Origin of the sequence: Luteibacter rhizovicinus DSM 16549 (assembly GCF_001887595.1) — a bacterium.
Taxonomy (GTDB): domain Bacteria; phylum Pseudomonadota; class Gammaproteobacteria; order Xanthomonadales; family Rhodanobacteraceae; genus Luteibacter; species Luteibacter rhizovicinus.
Map to the genome: position 1 here is coordinate 4,267,142 of NZ_CP017480.1, position 23,575 is coordinate 4,290,716.

At 64.5% G+C, this 23,575-nt stretch carries 20 protein-coding genes; 12 read left to right on the top strand and 8 right to left on the bottom strand.

The window, feature by feature from the left end; genetic code table 11:
- Positions 1-15 precede the first annotated feature (15 nt).
- Complete coding sequence (locus tag BJI69_RS19480; protein ID WP_046967522.1) at positions 16-2,022, bottom strand: serine hydrolase domain-containing protein; 2,007 nt, start codon at positions 2,020-2,022, stop codon at positions 16-18.
- Positions 2,023-2,052: 30 nt separating this feature from the next.
- Positions 2,053-4,308 (bottom strand): TonB-dependent receptor, encoded by a 2,256-nt coding sequence (locus BJI69_RS19485; protein WP_046967521.1) that lies wholly within the window; start codon positions 4,306-4,308, stop codon positions 2,053-2,055.
- Between the two features lie 272 nt (positions 4,309-4,580).
- On the opposite strand from BJI69_RS19485, the gene BJI69_RS19490 reads away from it, so the two are divergent.
- Complete coding sequence (locus BJI69_RS19490) at positions 4,581-4,886, top strand: hypothetical protein (RefSeq protein WP_046967520.1); 306 nt, start codon at positions 4,581-4,583, stop codon at positions 4,884-4,886.
- 11 nt (positions 4,887-4,897) lie between these two features.
- Here the strand turns inward: BJI69_RS19490 and BJI69_RS19495 are convergent, their stop codons facing one another.
- The 3 genes from BJI69_RS19495 to BJI69_RS19505 all read right to left on the bottom strand — a co-directional run bounded on the left by BJI69_RS19495 (position 4,898) and on the right by BJI69_RS19505 (position 7,835).
- Entirely contained in the window at positions 4,898-5,665 is a 768-nt protein-coding gene (locus BJI69_RS19495; protein ID WP_046967519.1) for a TIGR00266 family protein, read from the bottom strand.
- A gap of 99 nt (positions 5,666-5,764) precedes the next feature.
- Positions 5,765-6,667 carry an SDR family oxidoreductase gene (locus BJI69_RS19500; RefSeq protein ID WP_046967518.1) on the bottom strand — a complete coding sequence of 301 codons (903 nt, stop codon included), beginning with the start codon at positions 6,665-6,667 and terminating at the stop codon, positions 5,765-5,767.
- 91 nt (positions 6,668-6,758) lie between these two features.
- On the bottom strand, positions 6,759-7,835 hold the full coding sequence (locus BJI69_RS19505; RefSeq protein ID WP_052767158.1) for an alpha/beta hydrolase: 1,077 nt from the start codon (positions 7,833-7,835) through the stop codon (positions 6,759-6,761).
- A 28-nt stretch (positions 7,836-7,863) separates the two neighbouring features.
- Here BJI69_RS19505 and BJI69_RS22680 point away from each other — a divergent pair, with 28 nt between their 5' ends.
- Positions 7,864-8,199, top strand: coding sequence for a hypothetical protein (locus BJI69_RS22680; RefSeq protein ID WP_046967517.1), 336 nt, complete (start codon positions 7,864-7,866; stop codon positions 8,197-8,199).
- A gap of 6 nt (positions 8,200-8,205) precedes the next feature.
- On the opposite strand, the gene BJI69_RS19515 is transcribed toward BJI69_RS22680, so the two are convergent.
- Positions 8,206-8,907, bottom strand: coding sequence for a nucleoside/nucleotide kinase family protein (locus BJI69_RS19515; protein WP_046967516.1), 702 nt, complete (start codon positions 8,905-8,907; stop codon positions 8,206-8,208).
- A gap of 194 nt (positions 8,908-9,101) precedes the next feature.
- On the opposite strand from BJI69_RS19515, the gene BJI69_RS19520 reads away from it, so the two are divergent.
- The 10 genes from BJI69_RS19520 to BJI69_RS19565 all read left to right on the top strand — a co-directional run bounded on the left by BJI69_RS19520 (position 9,102) and on the right by BJI69_RS19565 (position 18,913).
- Positions 9,102-9,839, top strand: coding sequence for a nucleoside/nucleotide kinase family protein (locus BJI69_RS19520; protein WP_211258487.1), 738 nt, complete (start codon positions 9,102-9,104; stop codon positions 9,837-9,839).
- Positions 9,840-9,850: 11 nt separating this feature from the next.
- Positions 9,851-10,567, top strand: coding sequence for a nucleoside/nucleotide kinase family protein (locus BJI69_RS19525; RefSeq protein ID WP_046967515.1), 717 nt, complete (start codon positions 9,851-9,853; stop codon positions 10,565-10,567).
- Between the two features lie 58 nt (positions 10,568-10,625).
- A complete protein-coding gene (locus tag BJI69_RS19530) occupies positions 10,626-11,384 on the top strand; it encodes an aspartyl/asparaginyl beta-hydroxylase domain-containing protein (protein ID WP_211258486.1) in 759 nt (252 codons plus the stop codon).
- A gap of 195 nt (positions 11,385-11,579) precedes the next feature.
- Positions 11,580-13,343, top strand: coding sequence for a fatty acyl-AMP ligase (locus BJI69_RS19535; protein WP_046967513.1), 1,764 nt, complete (start codon positions 11,580-11,582; stop codon positions 13,341-13,343).
- On the top strand, positions 13,340-14,320 hold the full coding sequence (locus BJI69_RS19540) for an NAD-dependent epimerase/dehydratase family protein (RefSeq protein ID WP_046967512.1): 981 nt from the start codon (positions 13,340-13,342) through the stop codon (positions 14,318-14,320). Before BJI69_RS19535 ends, BJI69_RS19540 begins: the two co-directional genes overlap by 4 nt.
- Positions 14,320-14,562, top strand: coding sequence for an acyl carrier protein (locus BJI69_RS19545; RefSeq protein WP_046967511.1), 243 nt, complete (start codon positions 14,320-14,322; stop codon positions 14,560-14,562). The genes BJI69_RS19540 and BJI69_RS19545 overlap by 1 nt, the downstream gene beginning before the upstream one ends.
- Before the next feature lie 61 nt (positions 14,563-14,623).
- On the top strand, positions 14,624-15,808 hold the full coding sequence (gene spt, locus BJI69_RS19550) for a serine palmitoyltransferase (RefSeq protein ID WP_046967510.1): 1,185 nt from the start codon (positions 14,624-14,626) through the stop codon (positions 15,806-15,808).
- Positions 15,805-17,139, top strand: a complete 1,335-nt coding sequence (locus BJI69_RS19555; RefSeq protein WP_046967509.1) for a lipopolysaccharide biosynthesis protein — start codon at positions 15,805-15,807, stop codon at positions 17,137-17,139. Before spt ends, BJI69_RS19555 begins: the two co-directional genes overlap by 4 nt.
- The gene (locus BJI69_RS19560) at positions 17,136-17,978 is read left to right on the top strand and encodes a hypothetical protein (RefSeq protein ID WP_046967508.1); all 843 of its coding nucleotides are present in this window, start codon (positions 17,136-17,138) and stop codon (positions 17,976-17,978) included. The genes BJI69_RS19555 and BJI69_RS19560 overlap by 4 nt, the downstream gene beginning before the upstream one ends.
- A gap of 95 nt (positions 17,979-18,073) precedes the next feature.
- On the top strand, positions 18,074-18,913 hold the full coding sequence (locus BJI69_RS19565) for a hypothetical protein (RefSeq protein ID WP_046967507.1): 840 nt from the start codon (positions 18,074-18,076) through the stop codon (positions 18,911-18,913).
- Positions 18,914-19,083: 170 nt separating this feature from the next.
- Here BJI69_RS19565 and BJI69_RS19570 read toward each other — a convergent pair whose 3' ends face one another.
- Positions 19,084-20,454 (bottom strand): efflux transporter outer membrane subunit, encoded by a 1,371-nt coding sequence (locus BJI69_RS19570; protein ID WP_052767157.1) that lies wholly within the window; start codon positions 20,452-20,454, stop codon positions 19,084-19,086.
- Positions 20,451-23,567 carry an efflux RND transporter permease subunit gene (locus BJI69_RS19575; RefSeq protein ID WP_046967506.1) on the bottom strand — a complete coding sequence of 1,039 codons (3,117 nt, stop codon included), beginning with the start codon at positions 23,565-23,567 and terminating at the stop codon, positions 20,451-20,453. Before BJI69_RS19575 ends, BJI69_RS19570 begins: the two co-directional genes overlap by 4 nt.
- Positions 23,568-23,575: the final 8 nt, after the last annotated feature.

Below are 23,575 nucleotides of genomic sequence, written 5' to 3' on the forward strand. Positions count from 1 at the left end.
TCCGAATGCGTTCGCTCAATAACGAGCGCTGAAGCTGACCAGACCGAAGACCACGATGAACCAGGCCAGATAGACGGCCGCAAGGGCCAGCAGGGTTTCGCCAATGAGCACCCACCGACCGCGGCGAGGCGCCATCCAGGCCCGCACCGCGTGCACAACGACCGCGACGGCGCCGATCAACCCCACGACACCCAGGACATAGAGCACGTAAAGCCAAGGCGTGATCGTGCCCTGCACCAGCGGCACCGCATTGGTCGCGGTCAGCACCACGAGCAGCACCAGCCAACCGAACACCGCGGCAAACAAGGCCAGCGCGCCCAGGCGCGACGGGCGTCGCGTGCGAATCTGTGCGGACGTCAGATGCAGTTCGTGACGGTAATGCCTGCGCACCCCCCGCCCCAGCGGCCAGCTCACCAGCGTGATCACCACGATCAGCAGCGAAAGCGACGCCAGCCAACGCACCGAGCCCAACGACCGGAAACCCGTCGCCGGCTGGAACACGAACACGGGCGGCTCGGCATCCGTGGCCCAGTAGCGAATCGCGCCCTGCGCATCGGTGACGAAGGCCAGCTTCCGGCTACCGTTGACCTCGCGGTAGGTCAGCGGTCCCACCTCGCGCCAATGCAGCGGTACACCCGCGTCGCTGGTCAAGGCCGACACCGCGATGGTGTCGTCGGGCATGGCCACAACGCTGATCTGGGTCAACAGGTAGAGAGGGCGCATCGCGCTTTCGTTGCGACGACTGGACTGGTACCACCCGGCCACCCGTGCCGCATCGGCCTTCGCACTCGACACGGTCGGCGGCGCCGGCGTGCTGTCGGGAAAATAACGATCGAGGAAAGCGCGGAACATGGCGGCCCGGATCACGCCAGCCCCACCCTCGTTCCCCGCACTGTTCATCGAGATGAAGAAACCCACGTGGGCGTCGAGCATCAGATGCAAGTCGGTGTGGAAATAGTCGAGGTCGCCCGCATGCCCGACGATGCGCTGACCATGGCTATCCTCCTGGTAAAAGCCGAGATCGAATCCGTTGAGCCCCGGCGCCGCCGTGCGCTGCGGGCTGTGCATCTGCGCGACCGTGGCCGGCTGAAGGATTCGCGATCCGTTGTAACTCCCACCCTCGAGCTGAGCGATCATGAAGTGCGACATATCGATCGCCGTACTGCTCATGCCGCCGGCGGGAACGGGATTGACCACCTCGAACGATTGGGCCTCACCCGACGAGGAAGTCAGATAACTGCTCGCCATCAACGGCGCCAGCGCGCCCTGCACCGGCTGATCGTTGGTGGAATGCTGCATGTCCAGCGGCGCAAAGATGTGCTGCCGGACATAGTCTTCGAAACGCTCACCCGATACGCGTTCGACGATGTAGCCAGCCACGCCGCATCCATAATTGGAATAGGCCACGATCTGGCCTGGCGGAAAGATACGCGCGGGCACATGACTCTTCAGGTACTCACCAAGCGTCAACGGGTGGGTCCCCACGGCGGTGATGAGACCTTTCGCGCTTTCCTCGAATCCCGGCGTGTGCGTCATCAGGTCGCGCAGGGTGATCGGCTTGCCGTCCAGCGGAGGAAGCGTGAAATCCAGATAGCTGTTGACGTCGCGATCGAGATCCAGCTTGCCCTGCTCGACCAGTTGCATGACCGCCGTCCACGCGAAGAGCTTGGATGTCGAGCCGGGACGAAACAGCGTGGTTTCCGGTGATGGACGCGCCAACGTCTTCAGGTCGGCATACCCGTAGCCTTTGGCGAAAACCACTTTGCCGTCCTTGACCACGCTGATCACGGCGCCAGCGACATCGCCCCGCTGGAGTGCAAATGGAAGTAAACCATCGAAGAACGTCGACAGGTCCCTGCCCGTCAGCGCGGGTGCCGCATCGGCCTCGGCCGCCTCTGCGACAGCGGGTGTCGATGCCGGCTTGACGGGCGCGGGAGCGAGCGGCTGTGGCACCTGCGCCGACGCGACGCCTATCCCGCACGTGATGACGAGGGCCGCGATGGTCCTGGTATAGCGATTCATGAGCGCTCCCATGCCGGGCTGGCGGGCGACTTAAAAGTCATAAGTGACGTTGACGCCCACGGTGCGCGGCGGCACGTAGGAGGCTGCGAACGGGCTGCCTTGCGGGTCGATCGTCTCGGACGTAAGCGAGGTGATACCTCGCTGGTTGGTGAGGTTCTTGACGTAGGCCTGCAGCGTCCACGCCCCGTAGTAGGAACCCGCATGCAGATTGATGCCGTGGTAGCTCGGCGCATTCAGGCGCGGGCCGGGAACCGGAAGGAAATCCGTCTTGCGTCCGCCGACGTAGTTGTAGGTAGCACCGGCAGAGCCCGACCAGCCTCCGCCGATGGGAAAGTCGTAATCCAGGCCTATCGTCGCGTTCCATTTCGGCACCCAGGGCAAACGGTCGCCGTCGTACCCGAACAATCCCGGCGGTGTATCCGCAGTCAACGCGGCGTCGGTATAGCTGGTATTCGCGGAAAGCACGAGCCCACGGGCGGGAGCGTATTTCCAGCTGGCCTCGACGCCCTGGCTTTTCGCCTTGCCACCGTTGCCGAGGAAGCTGAAACCACCAGCCGTCGAGGTCAACTGGATATGGCTCCAGTCGATGTAGAAGACATCGGCGTCCAGGGACATGCGCCGGTCGAGCATCGTCGCCTTGAAGCCCAACTCGTAGCTGGTCAGCTTGTCCGGCCCGAAGCTCACCGGCGCACCCAGGCCCGGCGGCACGCCCACGTTCGGGCCGCCAGGCCGGAAGCCCGAGGCAACGCGGATATAAGCCATGACATCGTCGTTGAACTTGAAGCTGGGATTGAACAGGAAGGTGGTGGGGGTGTCCTTGCTGCGGGTGGTGAAGCCGATGTCCCCTACCAGCAGACCGGAGCCGGTCTGGGTAAATGTCGTCTTGTCCTTGCTGTAGCGTCCGCCGACCAGGATGCTGAGCTGGGAAGTTACATGCCAGGTCAGATCCGCATAGCCGGCCCATTCCTTGAAGATGCCCGGACCTACGCTGATGGCACCCAGTGGTGGAAGGTCGAGCGGCGCGCCCGTCGTGGCATCGAACCCATTCACCAGCTGCTGGTTGGTCGTGCTTTCGCGCGTATAGAACACGCCCACACGCCACTCCAGCGCCTGGTCTTCGGGCGATTGCAAGCGAAGGTCCTGGGTGAACTTGCCCAGGGTGATCGGATCGGTAATGGAATAGCCGCCGTTATCGAGTCCGAAAGCCGGGTTGAGGACCGGTCCGTAGGCCGCGGTGACGTCCTGGTCCGTGTTGACCTTCTGCGTGCTGTAACTACTCGACGAGACCAGTTTCGCCCAGCCGAAGTCGGCATTGACCGATGCGTCGTACAGGCGGTACTTGATCTTGAACAAGCCCGTGCCCGCCGCTCGGCTTTGCTTCTGGTAGCCATACAGTGGTTGCAGCGTTGCAGGATCGACATCCACGCCGGTGTTCGCCAGCCCATCGCTGTCGAGGTTCTGCGCCAGCGCCGACAGGCTCACCGAGAGCGTCTTCGTGGGTGTCCAGCGCACCTCCGCACGTCCGCCGCGGACCGTCGCCTCGTTGACGTCCGACTTGCCCGTCGCGACGTTATCGATGTACCCCGGATCCTTCCGGTCATAGGCATTGACCCGGAGTGCCAGCGTATCGGCGATCAGCGGCACGTTGAACATGGCGCGCTCGCTGAAGCCGCTGCCGCCGCCCTTCACGCTGCTGTATCCGGTCGACACATAGCCAAAAGCGCGCGTGGCATCCGGTGGCACGGTCACGAACTTGACCAGGCCACCGAGCGAGTTGGCGCCATAAAGTGTGCCCTGCGGGCCACGCAGCACTTCAATGCGCTCGAGATCGGCGGGATCGAGATCCGGCGTGAGCAGACCGCCGCCGGCATATACCGTGCTCGATCCGTACGGCGCATCGTTGATATAGGTACTGACGGCGGAGTTGGCCTGCCCGCTACCAGAGGTGATGCCTCGCAGCACGAGCTGCGTCTGGCCTTCCGACGTCGATATGACATTGAGGCCGGGCACCTGCGTGGCGTAGTCCGCGAAACCGTTCGCGCCCGCACGTTTCAGGTCGTCGCCGGAGATCGCCGACACCGCCATCGGGACGTCCTGCAATTTTTCCGTGCGCTTGTTCGCGGTCACCACCACCGCTGGCAAATCCGCCGCCTGCTTGCGCGTCGCTTCCGGCGTCGGCTCCTGCGGCGCATCCGCACCAGGCGCGGCGCTGGTTGCGCCGATCAACGCGACAGCGATGGCTGCGCAGACAGCACGGCGATTGTGCTGAAGATAGCGATGCCGCATGACGACTCCCCCGTGATAAGCGAATGGCTTGCCCCGGGATCCATTGTTAGCCTGTTATCATTTACGTGTCAATGATATTTCAATATCTCTCTCGAACCTATGGGACCGCCGGTGTGCACCACACGGCGCCACGCGCGTTCCAGTTATTGATGTTTAGCGCTTTGCACGCGCTTGCATCACATCCATGAAGCGGCCGTCACCCCATGCCGAGACCGGCACCACATGGAACCGGGAAAACTACAGGCTTCACTATCTGCTATTCGGGGAGTCTCATGTCCCTCAGCCCATCGTCGTCCATCATCATCGACCTGCTTCTTCTCGCCGACGCCGCAGTCGCCGGAGACAAGAAGGAAGTCGGGCGCCTCGCAAGGCGTATTCAGGGTGTCGCTGAGCGCAGCGGCTCACGCGTCATTGCGACGCGTGCGCGCACGGTAGAACTGTTGGCAGGTGAAGACCCTACCCCTGGCGAGTTGGCCGCAGCCGTCGATCGTCTGCTCTCCGAAGCGGAGCGCGAGATACACGATATCGGCATCTGGACCGATCAGTGCAATGCAACCTCGGACAGGCGTTCCGCTTAGCATCGGGTCGATCAGTTGTCGTCGCGACTCATCAACGAGCCAACGATGCCGCCAAGCAGCGCACCGCCGACACCGGCGCGACCGGCGCCCTCACGACCGGGCATGTATTCAGCGATCTGATGCGCGAGCCGCGAGATCGGCAGCGTCTGCAGCCATACCGTGCCCGGGCCGGTAAGCGCGGCGAGGAAGATACCGTCGCCACCGAACAAGGCATTCCTGATGCCGGGAACCGTAGTGATCGTGAAGCCGACCGACGCTTCGAAGGCACCGACGTGTCCGGGATGGACTCGCAGGGTTTCGCCCGGCTTGAGATCCTTGCGAATGAGTTCACCGGACAGTTCGAGCCATGCCGTGCCCGTGCCACCCACGCGTTGCAACATGAAGCCGCTGCCGCCGAAGATGCCTGCGCCGAGCGACTGCTGAAAGCCGACACCGATCGTGACCTGCGGCGTCGCGCACAGGAAACCGTGACGATGCACCATGTACTCGTTACCGGGATTCAAGGTTACCGGCACGATGTGGCCCGGCACCTTGGTGGCGAAGGCGACTTCGCCAGCAAAGCGCGAGGCCCGGTACTCGGTCATGAACAGGGTGCCACCGCCGACCACGCGTTTGAACACACCGAGCAGTCCACCGCCGCCACCCATCTGGGTGTGCGTGGTCATCTGGATCGAGGCCGTCATCCAGGAGAGCTCGCCGCTCTCGGCGAACACGCTTTCGCCCGAATCGAGCTGTACTTCCAGCACCGGCATCACCGTGCCCTGGATACGAGTCTGCATGTCGTGTTCTCTCAGCGGAATTCCCCGCCGGGAGTCTTGCGCAGCGGACGCGTCCATACAAGTGAGCATCCGCTAAGCAAGAACTTGCGACACGCCGTTCTAGTGCGACGTCTCGACCGCGTAATCCATTTGCTTCAGATCGGCGATCAAGCCCGGTCCCGTCGGGTGCCAACCGAGGACCTCGCGCGTCCAGGCGCTGGAGGCCGGCAGGTCCATGCCGATGAACATGGCCAACCAGCCGAAGTGTTCCTTCGCTTCCTCCGGCGACAGGGAAACCACCGGCAGCTGCAAACCGGCCCCCACGACCTCGGCGATATCGCGCGCGGCGATGCCTTCTTCGGCCACCGCGTGGTAACGCGCACCCGCCTTTCCTTTGTCGAGCGCCAGCTGATAAAGCTTCGCGACATCGAGCACATGGGCCGCCGGCCAGCGATTCCGGCCTTCACCAACAAAAGCCACCTTGCCCTTCGCTCGTGCGATGTCGATGTAGGGCGATACCAGTCCCTGCCTCACCGGGTCGTGTACCTGCGGCAGCCGCACCACCGACACGTTCACTCCCGCGTCCAGCAGAACATTGCCGGCGATCTCGGACGCGGCGCGCGGGTTCGGGTTGTTCGCGTTGAAAACGTCTTCTTTGGCCATGCCGCTGTGATTCAGCGCACCCATACCGGTGCCGGATGTGATGATCAACGGGCGGCTGGACCCCTTCAGCACCGAACCCAGGGTCTCGATGACGCGCCGGTCCTTGTCGCAGTTGGCGACGAATTGGGAGAAGTCGTGATCGAAGGCCGTGTGGATCACGGCATCGGCTTTGGCCGCCCCGGCACGAATGCTTTCGAGGTCTTCCAGGGTGGCGTGGTGCGCCTCGGCACCGGCAGCGGACAGGGATTGTGCCCCGGCATCGGACCGGGTCATCCCGATCACGCGGTGCCCGGCGGCCAGCAGTTCGGGAACGACGCGGGAGCCGATAAAGCCGGTCGCACCAGTAAGAAATACGCGCATGAAGTCATCTCCGTTTGATCCGGAGGGCTTTATCGCGCGTCGGGACTCCGCCGATAAGTAGGGTCGTTATCAGGGTATGTGGACTAACAGGCTACGGGTGCGTCGATGGCACCGCGACGCTTGGCTTTTGTACCTGCGACAGAACATGCGTGATCCCGTCGATCACGACGTCGGGAGCGTCCATCTGGATATAGTGCCCGGTGTCCGGAACGACCTGCGCCACACCTTGCGTCGAACGGGCGGCAACGCTGTCATGCAGACCGACCAGCATGTGATATTCGGCGTCTGCCTGCGCCTGCGACTGTCCCCGTCGGCGCGAGTCGGAACCGCGATACAGCACGAGAAGAGGCATAGCTCCATACGCCCCGGGCTTTGCGGCGAGCTGCGCGGTGCTCGCGTAGAAGGTGCTCTCCTGCTCCCACACCATCGCGCGCTGCGCGCCATAAGACTGCGACTGCCTGATGAGCTGCGCATTCAAACGCGGACCGAAGTTGGGATCGTATTCCGCAACGCACGACGCATAGATCGGCGTATCCGCGACGAGCTTTCCTGCGGCCGCAGCGACCACGCACTGCTCCGCTTCCCGGAAGTCTCGCTGGTTCGCTCGATCCCAATCCGCATGCGATCGCCCGTCAACCCGGTTATAACCCTCCGCCTGACCCTCGTTGGTGGCGTCGACCAGCACCATTCCCGCGACGTCGTCAGGATGCTCGGCGGCGTAAAGGCGGACGACCATGCCACCCATCGAGTGACCGACCAGCACCAGGGGCGGACGAATGCTCGCCCTGGCAAGCAGAGCGCGCAGATCATCGGCCGCCTGTTGAATGGTTCCGGGTTTTCTCGGTGGATCACTGAAGCCGAAGCCTGCCCGGTCATACGAGCACACGCGCGTCAGCCTGGCGATCGCCGGCTGTACGCGCGCCCAGGTGGTCAGCCCGTCGCCGTGCCCGGCTTCGAGTAGGACCGTTGGACTCCCTGAGCCGATGCAATAGAGGTTGAGCCGCCGGCCGGGCTCCACGACGACCTGTCTTGCGGGATGCAGGTAGACCGCATCGTCTGTTGCTGGCGACGCCGGTGCAGCGGCTGCCAAGGGCCCGGCGGCATTCACCGCCGCTATCGCGCCCATAGCAATTAACAATTGGATAACTTTTCTGGTGCGGCGCAACATAGGAGGATCACTCTCAGACCAAACCGCCATGACCGCCCTCGCCTTCGCCCGTTCGCCGCTCCGCCTGCTTCCCCTTGCCCTGCTGGTCACCGGCGCGGGCGCCTGGGCCTCCCAAGACCACACCGCAGCGACCGTGGTCGCCTCGTCGGCGGCCGCATCGGTCGCCACGATCGCGCCGTATGGCGCCGTTGCCCACGACGCGGCGGCTTCCTCGGCCTCGGTGCTTCCGTACGGTGCCATGAGCCCGGCCGTCGCGACCGCATCGGCCTCGATCCTTCCGTACGGGGCGATCAGCCACGACGCGACGACGGCGTCGGTATCGATCCCGCCCTACGGCGCGGTCAGCCCGCGCGTCGCCCCGTAAAACCGCTTATTTCACGGTATAACCGCGCTCGGCCATGATCTTCGCCACGGCCGCCTCGGCATCCTTGAACACCTGTTCGAGCGGCTGGTTGGCGTCGATGTCGACGATCGGAGCACCGGCATAGGTCAGGCGAGGCGTCACGGCGATCTTGCGGGCCAGGGCCTCCCGGCGATGATCCGGCTTGCGTGCGAAGGCGGTATCGACATCGACGTTGAGGCGCAGCACGAGGTCCGGACGGTGGCTCGCCATCCACTCGAACACTGCCTTTTCGCGGCGAGCCAGGGCGAGCACGACCGGTGATCCACCCGAGGTCTCCGGAAACCCGGGGCCATCGTAGGCGCCCGGCACGGACACCTGCGGAAAACGGTCGGTTACCACGATGAGCCCCCGCTCACGCATGGCGAGCATCCGTTTGAAACGGAGCTTGCGTCGCAAGGTGAAGGCGGTAATGACCAGTGCCGGCAACAGCGTGGGTTGCTTATCTTCCTTGAGGCGACGGTTTACATCATCCGCCTTTCGGTTGATCACCCGGTCCAGGACGCCGCCGACCAGCGGCAACTGGCCGATGGCACGACCCACGTTTCCCGACTGCTTGCCCAGGTGCGCCCGGCCTGCCGGACCGTAACGGCCGATCCACTCGAGGATATGGTCACCGACGGTGGACTTGCCCGAGCCATCGCTACCGATTATCGCAATCAGCGGCGCCATTGCGCCGGATTCTGCCCGCATTACCGTACCCGCGTTAATAAATGTGTCATTGAAATGATACCAGCGTGTAGCCACATTGAGACAATTCGTAGGCCGCATCTTCGCGTTTGTGAAGGCGAAGTTGCACTCAGGTAGACGCAAGTATGAACAATGTAATAAAATTGTTGCCATCAAGCACAAACCGGGGATCTGGTGTGCCTAGTCCATCCTTACTCCATGCCTCGCGCTCCCTGCCTGTCATCGCCCTCACCGGGAGCGATGGTTCGGGCAAGTCGACGCTGCAAGCGAATCTCGTCGCCCATCTGCGTGAGCACGGTCCGACCGAGGCGCTGTACCTGGGCCAATCATCGGGCCGCATCGGTGAATGGATTGCGACGCTGCCGATTATCGGCAAGTCCTTCAACCGTTACCTGCTAAGCAAGTCGGACAAGGTCCACGACCGCCCGTCCGCTCCTCCCGGCAACGTGACCGCCCTGGCTATCTATCTGCTTTCCCGTTGGCGCGCCCACAAGTTCGGTCGCATGCTGGCCATGGCCAGCCGTGGCGTCCTCGTGGTGACCGACCGCTACCCGCAGGCCGAGAAAGCCGGTTTCAGTTTCGACGGTCCCCAGCTGGCAAAGACCGAAGGCGGCAACTGGTGGGTCCGCCGCTTGCGTGCGAGCGAGCGCCGCCTTTACGAATGGATGGCGACCAGCGTTCCCTTGCTGGTGATCCGCCTCAACGTCGACGCGGAAACCGCGCACGCACGCAAGCCCGACCACAAACTGTCGTCGCTGCGCGAGAAGGCCGCAGGCTTTCCGCTGCTCCGCTTCAACGGCGCGTCCATTCTCGACCTCGATGCTCGTGATGAAGCGGCTTCGGTGCTGAAGGATTCGCTCAGCGCGATTCACGCGGCACTCAACGGAACGCCGGCCCAGGTGGCCGCCGCGTGACGGCAGCTTCGATGAACACCGTCCATGGACTCATTGCGGTCGTCGGCTGCGACGGCACCGGCAAGTCGACGCTTACCCACGACCTGGTGAAGGTGCTGGGCCAGGACGGTTCCGCCGTGCGTCGCTATCTCGGCCTGGTGTCCGGCGAAACCGGCGACAAGATCAAGCGCCTGCCGCTGATCGGTCCTCGCCTGGAGAAGCGCCTCGCGGCCAAGGCCGCGCACGCGCAGGACATGAAGAACAAGTTGCCCAATGCCTTCGGTGCGCTGGTCATGTACGGCTTGTCGCTGTGGCGTGCCGCTCACCTGCGACGTGTGGTTCGCCTCGCCGAGAGTGGTGTGACGGTGATCACCGATCGCTATCCGCAGGCGGAAATCGCCGGTTTCCGCTATGACGGCCCGGGCCTGGGCATGGCGCGCAGCCACCACTGGCTGGTGCGCAAGCTGGCCGCGCGCGAGCAGGCGCTGTACGAGCGCATGGCACAGATTCGCCCCGCGCTGGTGATCAAGCTGGACATCGACCTCGCCACCGCACAGGGCCGCAAGCCCGATCACGGCACGGCCGAATTGAACGACAAGATCGCAGTCATGAGGCGGCTCCGGTTCAACGGCGCACCCCTCTTCGATCTGGACACCCGCGTGCCCTACGCCGACGTATTGCAAAAGGCGCTGGGAGCCATCACTTCGCATACCTCGACGCTTCCCTTCGTTCACGACGCTGCCGCCTAGCGCGCGTCGCGACGAGGTTTTGCCGACCAACGCCCACCTTTCAGATAACCGAACAGACGTGAATACGATTACTCCGACGGCATCGAAAGCACCGCTGTGGCGCCGCGCCCTGATCCAGGGTGGCAAGCGCTTTCTGCGCTGGAGTGGCGACTTCCAGGCGAAGCATTCGCTCGTGCCGACGACGCCGGTCATCGGTAACGAGGTGTTCGACTGGGTGCCGAAGCTGGAAGCGGCCTGGCCCGAGATTCGTAAAGAGCTTGACCACCTGCTGTTGCACCCGGAAGACATCCCGGCGTTCCACCAGCTGTCTCCCGACCAGAAGCGCATTTCCAAGGGCGACAACTGGAAGACGTTCGGCTTCTACATCTACAGCAAGCGCGTCGACGAGAACTGCGCCGTATGCCCGAACACCGCCGCGGCGCTGGACGGCATCCCGGGCATGCGTACGGCGATGTTCTCGATCCTGAAGCCGCAGTACCGCATCGCCGCCCACAAGGGACCCACCCGTGCGGTAATCCGGGCCCATCTGGGCGTGAAGGTGCCAAAGGACTGGGAGAACGTGTGGATCCGGGTCGACGACCAGATCCTGCACTGGCACGAAGGCAAGGTCGTCCTGTTCGACGACAGCTACGAGCACGAAGTCCACAACGATACGGACGAGTATCGGGCGGTGTTGTTCATCGACATCGACCGGCCCTCGGACAGGATCGGCGCGCTATTCAATCGCGCGATCTTCGCGCTGATCCAGGCGAGCCCGTACGTGAAGGCCCCGTTGAAGAATCTTAAGAAGTGGAATCAGGAGCACAAGCGGGGCTAGTTGAAAGGGCTCAGAAAGGACCCCGACTTCTGGCTGTAGCGTTGCTGAAGCAACTTCCGTATTCTTTAACGAAAGATTGAGTAAATTCTTAACAAACCGACCAATTATGGTACCATTAGGTACAGTAACCTCCTGGAAACAACGTGGGAATGTCCCCATCTAGTTTCGGAGAACGCTTGAGAACGCGATAAGACCATGAGCGCAGACGGAAACATTGCCATCCAGGTCGGGCTAGCCACGCCCACCATGAACACGGTGCCCCTGCGCCGTGCGGACTTTGCCAGCCTTGCAGAAGTGCTGGACTACGCCGCATGTGGCGTCACGGGTGCCAACTTCTACGCGGGCGGCAAGCTTGATCTGGCCCTGCCCTACCGGACCCTTCGTAAAGAAGCCCTTGAGCTGGCGCAGCGACTCGCGACGCTCGGGCTCGAGCGCGGTGCCCGTCTGGCCATCGTGGCTGAAACGAACGCCGACTTCCTGCGTTTCTTCTTTGCCTGCCAGTACGTCGGCCTCGTTCCCGTGGCCCTTCCGTCGACAGTGAATCTCGGCGGCCATGATGCGTACGTGAAGAAGCTTCGCGGCATGCTCCAGGCCGCTGGTGCCTCGGTGGCCGTCGCTTCGGAAGGCTTCATCGGCTTCCTCGGCGAAGCCGTCGCTGGCTTGAATATCGCCAAGTGGGGCACGCCTGCCGCGTTCGCGGAGCTGCCGAACCACAACGTCGAACTGCAGCCGCTCGGCCCGACCGAAGTCGCCTACCTCCAGTTCACCTCGGGCAGCACCGGTACGCCGAAGGCGGCGATGATCACCGAGCAGGCGCTGATGGCGAACCTGCAGGGTTCGAACAATCACGGTCTCGACCTGCGTGATGACGACCGTTTCGTCTCCTGGCTCCCGTTCTATCACGACATGGGCCTGGTCGGCTGTCTGCTGACCGTCATGGCGGGCCAGCGCTCGATCGACTATCTGGACACGCGCGAGTTCGCGATGCGTCCGCGTCGCTGGCTCGAGCTGATGAGCTCGTCGAAGGCCACGATCGCCTACAGCCCGCCGTTCGGTTACGAGATGTGCGCACGTCGCGTCCGTCCGGGCGACATCGCTTCGTACGACCTGTCGCACTGGCGCGTTGCCGGTATCGGCGCCGAGCCGATCCTGCCGGAAGTCCCGGCGCGCTTTGCCGAACTGCTGGCGCCGGCTGGTTTCGACGCACGCGCGTTCGTGCCGTCCTACGGCATGGCCGAAGCGTCGCTGGCGATCAGCTTCTCACCGCTGCAGGCGGGCATCGTCGTCGAATGGATCGATCCGACCCATCTCGCCGAAGACCTCATCGCGACGCCGGTCGCTGCCGGCACCGGTACGGGTTTCGTCCGTTGCGGCGGCCCGCTGCCGGGCCACGAGCTCGAGATCTGGAACGACGCCGGCACGCAGCTGGCCGACCTCCACGTCGGTCGCATCATGGTGCGTGGTCCGAGCATCATGTCGGGCTACTACCAGCAGCCGGAAAAGACCGCTGAAGTACTGGCCGCCGATGGCTGGCTCGACACCGGCGATATCGGTTATGTCGTCGATGGCGAGGTCGTCGTCACCGGCCGTCACAAGGACATGATCATCGTCAACGGCCGCAACATCTGGCCGCAGGACATCGAGCGCATCGTCGAGCGTCAGCCGGAACTGCGTTCGCAGGACGCCTCCGCGTTCGGCGTGCCGGGCCCGGGCGGCGCCGAAGTCGCCGCCGTGGTCGTCCAGTGCAACACCGACGACGTCGAGGTCCGCGAGTCGCTGATCAACCGTATCCGTGGCGACCTCCTGGAAGAGCTCGGCATTGCCTGCCTCATCGAGCTGGTGCCGCGTCACACCCTGCCGCGTACGTCGTCGGGCAAGCTGTCCCGCTCGGCCACCCGCAGCGGTTACCTGGAGCGTCAGGCTCAGGAACAGGCTCCGCAGGCCGCCGCCGCGGCATGAGCGACGTTGCTGCCGCAAGGCAGCCCGTCGTTGCACTGACGGGTGCCACCGGTTTCGTTGGCACCGCGTTGCGGCAACAGTTGGTAGCTTCGGGCTACCGTGTTCGCGCCCTGTACCGCCCCCGCCCGGGGCGGGTCCTCAAAGACACTTTCAACGTTGAATGGATCGCCGGCGATCTCGCCGATCGCGCGGCGCTGGCGACCCTGGTCAAGGGCGCCGAGGCCTTCGTGCACTGTGCAGGCAGCGTTCGTGGCGCCCGCCGTACCGATTTCGATCGCGTCAACGAGCAAGGCGTCCTGGACACCGTCGAAGCCGCCAGGAACGAACCCGGCTGCCGTCGATACCTCCTTATCTCCTCCCTCGCCGCCCGCGAACCGCAGCTGTCCGACTATGCCGGCAGCAAGTGGCGGGGCGAGCGTGCGCTTGCATCCCATGCGGGCCGACTGGCCTGGGTCGCCCTGCGCCCGCCGGCCGTCTATGGCCCCGGCGACCGCGAGATGCTTCCGCTGTTCCAGGGTATGCAGCGCGGACTGGCGCCGATCCCGGGCGACGGTCGCGGACGGTTTTCGCTGATCCACGTCGCCGACCTCGCCTCGGCCGTGTCGGCCTGGCTGGCGTCCGAGGGCGATTCGGGAAATACTTATGAACTGGATGACGGCCACGAAAACGGCTACGACTGGGACACCGTGCTGGGCACGGCATCCCGCGTGCTACGTGGTAACGCGCCGATTCGGCGGCTGACGATTCCCGCGTCATTACTGCGACTTATCGGCGGGGTTAATCTCGCCGCGGCGCGCGTCTTCGGATACGCACCGATGCTCACCCTCGGCAAGGTGCGCGAAGTCACGCACGCCGACTGGGTGGCCGATGGCACGGCTTTCGAACACGCAACCGGTTGGCGGCCCACCTTTGGCTTCGAGCGCGGTCTTGCCGACACGCTCGGCAAACCCTCTGCCGCAACGAACGGAGTGCCCTGATGAATCATCAAGATGTTGTTGCGAAACTTATCGAGCTCGTCACGCCCTTCGCGGAAGGTCGCGCCCTGGTCATCAACGAAACCACCGGCATCACCAGTGAGCTGGGACTGGACTCCCTGAAGGTCATGGACCTGGTCGTGGCGGTCGAGGACGAGTTCGACATTTCCGTGCCGATCAATGCATTGGCGGAAGTGCGGACCGTTGGCGACTTTGCGTCGCTGATCCAGAAATCCGCGGGCTAGAGCGCTTCATCGAGCGCACTCCGACGCGTCACTGTTCCAGCATTCCACGGGCAAACATCGCATGAAAGAGAATTCCAGGCTGAAGGCGGTTCGTGCCGTCCGGCAGGAGCTGGCGCAGGTCGGCATCGACCCGTTCGGCGTCCAGATCGACCGGATCGTTTCGCCCACCGAGGGCATCATCGACGGCCGGCCGACCATCCTCGCCGGTACCAACAACTACCTCGGCATGACCTTCGATGCGGACTGCGTCGCCTCGGCGCGTGAAGCGCTGGAAACGGCGGGTACCGGCACCACCGGCTCGCGCATGGCCAATGGCAGCTACGCCTCGCACCGCGAGCTCGAGCTGGACCTGGCCCGCTTCTACGGCAAGCGCGACGCCATCGTCTTCTCGACCGGCTACCAGGCCAACCTGGGCATGATCTCGGCCCTGGCTGGCCCGGGCGACACCGTGATGATCGATGCCGACAGCCACGCCAGCATCTATGACGGCTGCACGCTGGCCGGCGCGAACACGATCCGCTTCCGCCACAACGATGCCGACGACCTGGCCAAGCGCATGCGCCGCCTCGGCGACGAGGCAGCCAATGCCCTGATCATCGTGGAAGGGGTCTACAGCATGCTCGGCGACCGCGCACCGCTGCGCGACTTCGTCCGCGTGAAGAACGAATTCGGCGCGACGCTGATGGTCGACGAAGCCCACTCGATGGGCGTACTCGGCGAGAAGGGTCGTGGTCTGGCCGAGGTGGACGGCGTGCTCGATGACATCGACTACGTGGTCGGTACCTTCAGCAAGAGTCTCGGTAACACCGGTGGCTTCTGCGTCGGTGACTCGGACGACATGGACGTGCTGCGTTACGCTAGCCGTCCGTACGTGTTCACCGCCTCGCTCGCGCCCGCCACGATCGCAGCGACACGTACGGCCCTGCGCAAGCTCGAAGCCGCCAGCGATCTCCGCAAGCGCCTCCAGGCCAACGCCGAGCGACTTCACGCGGGTCTGTCGGCACTGGGCTTCCGCCTGGGTGCGCCGGCCAACGCCGTCGTCGCCGTGCTCGTGGGCGAAAAACTCGAAGCCCTGCGCTTCTGGGACCACCTGCTCAAAGCAGGTGTGTACGTGAACCTCATGGTGCCGCCGGCCACACCAGGCAACGAATCGCTGCTTCGCTGCAGCGTCAGCGCCGCGCATACGTTCGAGCAGATCGATGCCATCTGTGCCGCGTTCGGAAGCTGGAACGGCGCACGCGCATGAAGCACTGGTTCTCCGATGGCGCGTTTCGCGCCATCGTGCGCAACGCATCCATCCTCGGCTCGAGCAACGTCGTCAGCGCGTTGCTGAGCCTGTTGGCGCTGGGTTGCGCAGGCCGTGGCATGACGCCGGCGTTGTTCGGCACGCTGGTCGTCGTCCAGGCGTATGCCAAGACGGTCAGCGATATCGCCAAGTTCCAGACCTGGCAGTTCGTCGTCCAGTTCGGCACGCCTGCCCTCACCCACAAGGACATCGCGCGCTTTCGTGACGTCACCGGGTTCTCGTTCGGCCTGGATCTGGCCAGCGGCATCATCGCCGCCGTGGGCGGCATGATCCTCCTGCCCCTGCTCAGCCATTCGGTCGGCATTTCGACAGAAGATTTCTGGTGGGCGCTGGCCTACTGCACGCTGATTCCCACCATGACGGCGGCAACGCCGACGGGCATCCTGCGCTCGATCGATCGTTTCGACCTCATCGCCGTGCAACAGGCCGTCACACCGTTCCTGCGCGCCATCGGCAGTGTCATCGCTTACTTCGCCCACCTCGGCTTCCCGGGCTTCCTGGCGACGTGGTACGTGTCCAGCCTGGTCGGCGACATCGCGCTGTGGATCTTCGCGGTACAGGAGCTGCGCCGGCAAAACATCGATCATGCGCTGCGACCGGGTCTGTTCGGCCCGGCGCGCCGGATCAAGGGCGCCTGGGACTTCGTCTGGACGACCAACTTCTCCCACTCGATCTGGTCGGCACGGAATGCCGGCAGCAACGTGCTCGTCGGCATCATGCTGGGCCCCACCGCCGCCGGTCTGTTCAAGGTCGCACTGACCTTCTTCGACGCGGCCGGCACACCCGCCTCCCTGATGCAGAAAAGTTTCTATCCCGAGATCATGCGCCTCGATCCGGCCAGCACCCGCCCGTGGAAGCTGGGCTTGCGCTCGGCCGCCCTGGCCGGCGGGCTGGGTATACTCGTCGCGCTGCTCGTCTTCGTCGTCGGCAAGCCGCTGATTTCCTCGGTGTTCGGCGCGAAGTATCTCGAGTCCTACAGTCTGCTCCAGGTCATGTGTGGCGCCCTCGTGGTCTCCATGGCGGCCTTCCCCCTGGAATCACTGCTCTACATCGCCAGCCGCCAGCGTGCGGCCCTGGTCGCGCAGGGACTCGCAGCGATGCTGTACGTCGGGCTGCTCATCGGATTGACACATCACTTCGGCATCATGGGCGCGGCTCTCGCCTATTTCGGTGGCCAGTGCCTGGAAGCGTTTTTCTTCCTGGTCCCGACCGTATCCGCTTACCGTAAGCGACATACGCTTTCGTTCTACAAACCTGAGGAAGTGCAGTGACGAGTGGGCGTCGTGCGGGCCAGTGGCAGACCTTCCCGGCTGAGACATTGCGGCGCCTGTTCGACGCCGTGGATGTCAACGATGCCGTCGACGCGCATGTCCCCCTGCCCGAGACCATCGTCCTGGCATGCCCGGAAGAGTCGATCCAGCAGTGTTATTCGTTGAGCCTGCAATTCTGGAAAGACGGTGTCGTTCGCGCGGACGCGCTGCGTCTGATCGACAAGCTGCTTCGCAACGAAGGCTTGAGCGCCGACGAACGCCTCGAATTCAAGCACATCCGTGCGAGGTACAAGCAGCTGCGCTTCACCCAACGGCTGTACAGCAAGCGTCACCGGTCGGACTATCTGTTCGACAAGACCACGCGCATCCTGGGCAAGCTGCAGGATGCCTTCCGCGGCGGCCAGCGCGGGGACATCGTCCGCAGCGGCTTCAAACTACGCGTGCTGATGTCGAAGCCTGTCTGGTGGATTATCCAGCGCTCGCTGGAGAACACGCGCCTGGATAGCGAAGCGGGACTGATCGCATTCCAGAAAGCGGAAATACGCGCGCTGAAACAAGCCATCACAGGCACGACCTTCGCAGGCCACGAGTTCCATACCGTGCGCAAGATCGTCAGCATGCAGGTGTCCTTCTACGACACCCTGAGAACGCTTGGTCCCAATGATCACGCCTACCGGATGTCCCGGTTCCTCGCAGCGATCAACGGCCTGATGGGATCGCGACACGACGAGATGATCGCCGAAGCGCTATCGGGCCGCCGCCACTACGATACGCCGGCACCGCTGGCCAACGAAACCCGGTCCCGTCTGGAGATGCTGGTCGACCGCTATCCGCTTTGAGCTGGAAAACGAAAGCGTTTCGGTAAATACTTGCGAACTTGTCATCCCCGCAAGCGGCATACGCTTTCGTAATAAAAGTCTAAGGAAGCGCAGTAATGACCCGCAGCAGTGGGCCCACGTGGCAGAAATTCCCGGCCGAAACCTTGCAGCGCCTGTTTGACGCCGTGGCTGTCGACGATATCGTCGACGCGCACGTCGCCCTGCCCGAGCCCATCGTGCTGGGCTGCCCGGATGAGTCGATTCGGCAGTGTTACGCCGTATGCCTGCAATTCTGGGAAGATGGCGTCACCCGTGAAAACACCCTGCGCCTGGTCGAAAAGCTGCTTCGCAACGAGGGCCTCAGCGCCGATGAACGCCTTGAATTCAAGGACATCCGCGCGCGCTACAAGCATCTGCGTTTCGCGCAGCGTCTGTACAGCAAGCAACATCGCTCGAACCGCGTCTTCGACCTGACCACGCGCGTCCTCGGCAAATTACAGGATGCTTTTCGCAGCGGCCGGCGCAGCGGCATAGTCCGCAGCGGCCTGCTGCTGCGCATCCTGTTATCGAAACCTGTCTGGTCCATAGTCAGGCGCGCGATGCAAAACACGCGGCTGGACAACGAAGCGGGCTTCGTCGCTTTCCAGCAGTCGGAAATGCGCAGCCTGAAAAAAGCCGTGTCGCGTACGACCTTCGCCGGCCATCAGTTCCATGCTGTGAGAAAAATCGTAAGCATGCAGGTGTCTTTCTACGACACATTGCGCTCGCTCGGTCCCAACGATCACGCCTATCGCATGTCGCGGTTCCTCGCGGCGATCAACGGCCTGATGGGATCCCGTCACGACGAGATGGTCGCCGAGGCCCTGTCGGGTCGGCGCCACTACGAAACGCCGGCGCCCCTGGCCAGCGAAACCCGCTCGCGCCTAGAGACCCTTATTGCCCGCTTCCCGACCTAACCGGCGCCCGGCTTCTCGGCTCCTTGTGGGAGCCGATTCATCGGCGATCCCGCGGCAGCGGGCCAGTCAATCGCGAGCACCCTATCGCCGATAAATCGGCTCCCACAACGGCATAGCCGATGGCGAAGCCGAGGCCGGTCGACCGATGGCGAAGCCGAGTGGCCAGACCCTCAGCGCGGCGATTTGGGATCGCGCACGGACGCGGGCTCCCAACCACCGCCGAGGGCCATGATCAGGTTCACGCTCGCGTCGAGACGGCGCAGGCGAAGCTGCATGTCACCGCGCACGCCATCGAGCGCCGCGTTGGCAGACTCAACGACAGCGGGATAGTCGGCGACGCCTTGCTTGTACTGGTTGCGCGTGACGCGATCCGACTCGGTCGCGGCCTTGGCGGCCCTGGCCTGCAGCTCGGCGTGCGCCGCCAGCGTGCTGGTCACCACCAGGCCGTCTTCCACTTCGCGGAACGCATCGAGCACGGTCTGCCGGTAGTTCGCGACGGCCTCGTTGAAGGCCTCGTCGGCGTTCGTGACCTGACCGGTCAGACGGCCGCCCGTGAACAAGGGGGCGCGAATATCCGCCGTGCCCGTGGGACCCTTCAGGATGCCGATACCGGCGGCCAGGTTGATCGACGGCAGGGTCTCGGCCTTGGCGACGCCGATGCGCGCGCTGGCGGCCGCCATGCGGCGCTCGCTCGCGGCGACGTCCGGGCGACGCTCCAGGAGACTGGCGGGCACGCCGGTGGGCACGTCCGGAACATTCGCGATGAACGCAGCAGGGGCGATGGCGAAGTCCGCCGGCGCCTTGCCGAGCATGACCGCGATCGCGTGTTCCAACTGGGCACGCGCCGCCTTCGTATCCGCCAGCTGGAGCTGTGCCGCACTGGCTTTCATCGTCGCGTCGGCCACGTTCGCGCTGGACGCCTGGCCCTGCGCGTACTGGTTGCCGACCATCCGGTGCCACTGTTCATTGGCGTCCGCGGACTGCTGCAGGAGGTCGATCACGGCATCGTCCTGGCGCAGCGCGAAATAGCTCTGTACGAGCTGCGCCTGCATCGACAACGTGGCGGCGGCAAGGTCGTCCCTGCTCGCTTCGGCGATGGCGCGATGGGATTCGACGTCGCGGCGAATCCGGCCCCATAGGTCCAGTTCCCAGCTGACACCGATACCGATGTCGTTTTCATTCTTGCGGCCGGACTTGAGCGTACCGGCCGTGACCGACGGCACCGAAGCGCCCTGCGCTACCTCGATCAGTGCCTGGGCCTGACGCACGCGTGCCGCGGCGGCGGCCAGCGACTGGTTGCTCACCGCAACCTGCGAGACCAGCGCGTTGAGCGTGGGGTCACCGTAGATTTCCCACCACTTGCCGGCGATCACGGATTCCGCGTGCGGGGCCTTCTGCGCGCTGGCTTCCTTGAAGGCGGCAGGCACGGGGGCCGCGGGGCGCACGTAATTCGGGCCGACCTCGGTGCAGGCGGCGACCGCCATCACGGCGCCCGCGACAAGCAGCGCGCGCAGGGCGTTTGCAGGAAGGCGCGCGCTCACTTCAGCGCTCCATTGCGGCCTGCCGACCAGCCGGCGTCCCCTCGGGCCCTGAAACTCTGCGTCCATCGTGCTGCCCACCTGCTGAATCTGTCGAGATAAAGGTACACAACCGGAGTCGTGTAAAGCGTCAACAACTGGCTGACTACCAGACCACCACCCATGGCGATACCGAGCGGCGCATGCATTTCCGAGCCGTTGCCCCGGGAGATCGCCAGGGGCACCGCCGCCACCATGACCGCCAGCGAGGTCATCAGGATCGGGCGGAAACGCAGGCGGCATGCCTCCTGGATCGCCTCGGCCGGCGTCATGCCGGAGCCGCGCTGCGCGGCGAGCGCAAAGTCCACCATCATGATCGCGTTCTTCATCACGATGCCGATGAGGGCGAAAATACCGATCAATGCAATGACGTCCAGATCGGTCCGGAAAACGATGAGCGCGAACACGGCGCCGACGGCCGCCGAAGGCAGGGTCGAAAGAATCGTGAGCGGATGGAAACAGCTCTCGTAGAGGATGCCCAGGACGATGAACAGCGTGAGGAAGGCGCCGAGGATCAGTGCCGGCTCACTCGACGCCACCTGTCGGGCGGCGCCCGCGGAACCCGCGAAGGTGCTGCGTACCGAGGTCGGCATGGCCGTACGATCCACGGCGCGCTGAATGGCCTGGGTGGCCTGCGACAGCGAGACACCCGGTGCCCTGTCGAACGAAATCGTTGCCGACAGGGACTGCCCGTAATGGGAGATGCCGAGCGGTGTGTTGAACTGGCGTACATGGCCCAGCATCAGCAAGGGGACGTCGCCTCTGCCCGCACCCGGCACCTGGATCAGGTTGAACGCTTCCGGCGATTGCGCCTGCTCGGGGGCCACGCCCATCAACACGGGGATCTGGTCCGACGGTGAGAAGATGGTCGCCGCGCGCCGGCCGGCGAAGGCATCGCGCAGCACGCCATCGACGCGGGCGTAGCTGATGCCATATTGGGCGGCGGTATCCCGATCCACGTCCAGCGAGGTCGCCAGCGCCGTGCCGCCGTTGTCGCTGTGCACGTTGCTGATCTGCGGAATCGTGGTCATGGCCTGGGCGATGCGCGGCGCCCATGTACGCAGCAGTTCCGGTGAATCCGCCTGGATCGTGTATTCGTTCGAGGCCCGGCTGCGGCGTCCGCCGACGCGAATGTTCTGGACCGAGGTCACGGTGAACGTGCCGCCCGACAAACGGGCGAGCTTGGCGTTCAGTCGCGCGGCCACCTCGTCGGCGCTGGCGTCGCGCTTCGAAAGCGGCTTCAGGGTGGCGAACAGGGAACCCGAATCGTGCTCGGCATAGCCAGCGACGCTCTGAATGGCAGGATCGGCGCGCACCACATCGAGGAACACGGCGAGCTTCGCCTTGGCCACCGGGAAGGAGGCGCTGCCGTCCGTATCGAAGTCGCCCGTGAGCTCGCCGGTATCCTGGCGTGGGAAGAAACCCTTGGGCACCACGACGTACAGGACCACGCTCAGGCACAACACCGCGAGCAGGGACAACATGGTCAGCGGCGCACGGCGCAGGGCGACGACGAGGCTCTTGTCGTAGGCCCTCTGCAGCCTGGCGAAGGCGCGCTCGCTCCACTCGAACACGCGGCCATGCGCGTGACGGGTACTTTCCGGCTTCAGCCACAACGCACACACCATCGGCACGAAGGTCAGCGAGACCACCAGGGAGATCACGATCACCACCGCGAGCGTGACAGCGAACTCGCGCACGAACAGGCCGACGTAGCCGCCCATCAGCAGCAAGGGGATGAATACCGCGATCAGCACGGCGCTCATGGACAGCACGGTCAGGCCGACCTCGCCCGCACCGACGCGTGCCGCTTCGCGCGGCGGCATGCCGTCCTCGATGTGGCGGGCGATGTTCTCCACCACCACCACGGCGTCGTCCACGGTGAAGCCCACCGCGATGGTCAGCGCCATCAGGGACAGGATGTCGAGGCTGTACCCGAGCAGGTACATCACCGTCATCGCGCCCAGCAGCGAAATCGGTGCCACGGCGCTGGCGATCAACGCCGCGCGCACGTCGCGCAGGAACAGCAACATCACCACGACGACCAGCACCACCGCCAGGGCCAGCGTGTGCTCGGCACCGCTCAGCGAACCGCGCACCGAGGTCGCGCGATCGACGATGACGCTGACCTTCATGTCGCCGGGCAAGGACGCCTGCAGCGCCGGAAGCCGTCGCGTGATGCCGTCGATCACTTCGATGATATTGGCGCCGGCCTTGTGCCGGACCAGCGCCAGCACGGCCGGTTCGCCATTGGCGAGCGCGGCGTTGTCGGGTTCGCGCACGGTATTGACGACACGGGCGATATCGCCCAGCGAAACGGCCGTGCCGTCACGCCCGGCAACCACGAGCGAGCGGAACGCATCGGCGGTAGCGAGCTGGCCGTTCGTGGCTACCTGCAGGTAACGGTCACCGACCTCCAACGCGCCGGATGCCTGGTTCGAGACGGCCGCGGCCACGGCGTGACGCAGCTGTTCGAAGCCCACCCCGCGCTGGTTCATCGCGATCGGATCCAGGTCGATGCGGATCGCCGGCACGGAACTGCCGACGAGTTCCACGTCACCCACGCCGTCCACCTGCGCCAGCATCTGGCTGAAGGTCGTCGAGGCCACGGCATACATCTGGCCCGGGCTCGCATCGCGCGAGGTCAGGCTGAGCACAAGCACCGGGGCATCGGCCGAACTCACCGCGCGATACGTCGGGCTGCCCGGCATGTCGGATGGCAAGTCACCGCGAGCGGCATTGATCGCTGCCTGCACGTCGCGGGTGGCGCCCACCACGTTGCGGGAAAAATCGAAGCTGAGGCGGATGTCCGTCGAGCCACTCGTGCTGACCGAGGTCATTTCGGTCACGCCGGCGATGCGCCCCAGCGCCCGTTCGAGCGGGGTCGCGACCGCCGAGACCATCGTGGCGGGACTCGCCCCGGGCAGGCTGGCGGAGACCTTGATGGTCGGCACGTCCACCTCGGGCAGCGAGGCGATCGGCAGCAGCCGCCAGGCCAGCGCGCCGGCGATCACCAGCCCGAGGCACAGCAGCGACGTCGCCACCGGCCGGTCGATGAAGAGCCTGGAGATGTTCATGCCCGCCG

Coding starts and splice junctions, on each gene's coding strand:
- BJI69_RS19480 (WP_046967522.1), bottom strand. CDS start 2,022: ATGAATCGCTATACCAGGACCATCGCGGCCCTCGTCATCACGTGCGGG.
- BJI69_RS19485 (WP_046967521.1), bottom strand. CDS start 4,308: ATGCGGCATCGCTATCTTCAGCACAATCGCCGTGCTGTCTGCGCAGCC.
- BJI69_RS19490 (WP_046967520.1), top strand. CDS start 4,581: ATGTCCCTCAGCCCATCGTCGTCCATCATCATCGACCTGCTTCTTCTC.
- BJI69_RS19495 (WP_046967519.1), bottom strand. CDS start 5,665: ATGCAGACTCGTATCCAGGGCACGGTGATGCCGGTGCTGGAAGTACAG.
- BJI69_RS19500 (WP_046967518.1), bottom strand. CDS start 6,667: ATGCGCGTATTTCTTACTGGTGCGACCGGCTTTATCGGCTCCCGCGTC.
- BJI69_RS19505 (WP_052767158.1), bottom strand. CDS start 7,835: ATGTTGCGCCGCACCAGAAAAGTTATCCAATTGTTAATTGCTATGGGC.
- BJI69_RS22680 (WP_046967517.1), top strand. CDS start 7,864: ATGACCGCCCTCGCCTTCGCCCGTTCGCCGCTCCGCCTGCTTCCCCTT.
- BJI69_RS19515 (WP_046967516.1), bottom strand. CDS start 8,907: ATGGCGCCGCTGATTGCGATAATCGGTAGCGATGGCTCGGGCAAGTCC.
- BJI69_RS19525 (WP_046967515.1), top strand. CDS start 9,851: ATGAACACCGTCCATGGACTCATTGCGGTCGTCGGCTGCGACGGCACC.
- BJI69_RS19535 (WP_046967513.1), top strand. CDS start 11,580: ATGAGCGCAGACGGAAACATTGCCATCCAGGTCGGGCTAGCCACGCCC.
- BJI69_RS19540 (WP_046967512.1), top strand. CDS start 13,340: ATGAGCGACGTTGCTGCCGCAAGGCAGCCCGTCGTTGCACTGACGGGT.
- BJI69_RS19545 (WP_046967511.1), top strand. CDS start 14,320: ATGAATCATCAAGATGTTGTTGCGAAACTTATCGAGCTCGTCACGCCC.
- spt (WP_046967510.1), top strand. CDS start 14,624: ATGAAAGAGAATTCCAGGCTGAAGGCGGTTCGTGCCGTCCGGCAGGAG.
- BJI69_RS19555 (WP_046967509.1), top strand. CDS start 15,805: ATGAAGCACTGGTTCTCCGATGGCGCGTTTCGCGCCATCGTGCGCAAC.
- BJI69_RS19565 (WP_046967507.1), top strand. CDS start 18,074: ATGACCCGCAGCAGTGGGCCCACGTGGCAGAAATTCCCGGCCGAAACC.
- BJI69_RS19575 (WP_046967506.1), bottom strand. CDS start 23,567: ATGAACATCTCCAGGCTCTTCATCGACCGGCCGGTGGCGACGTCGCTG.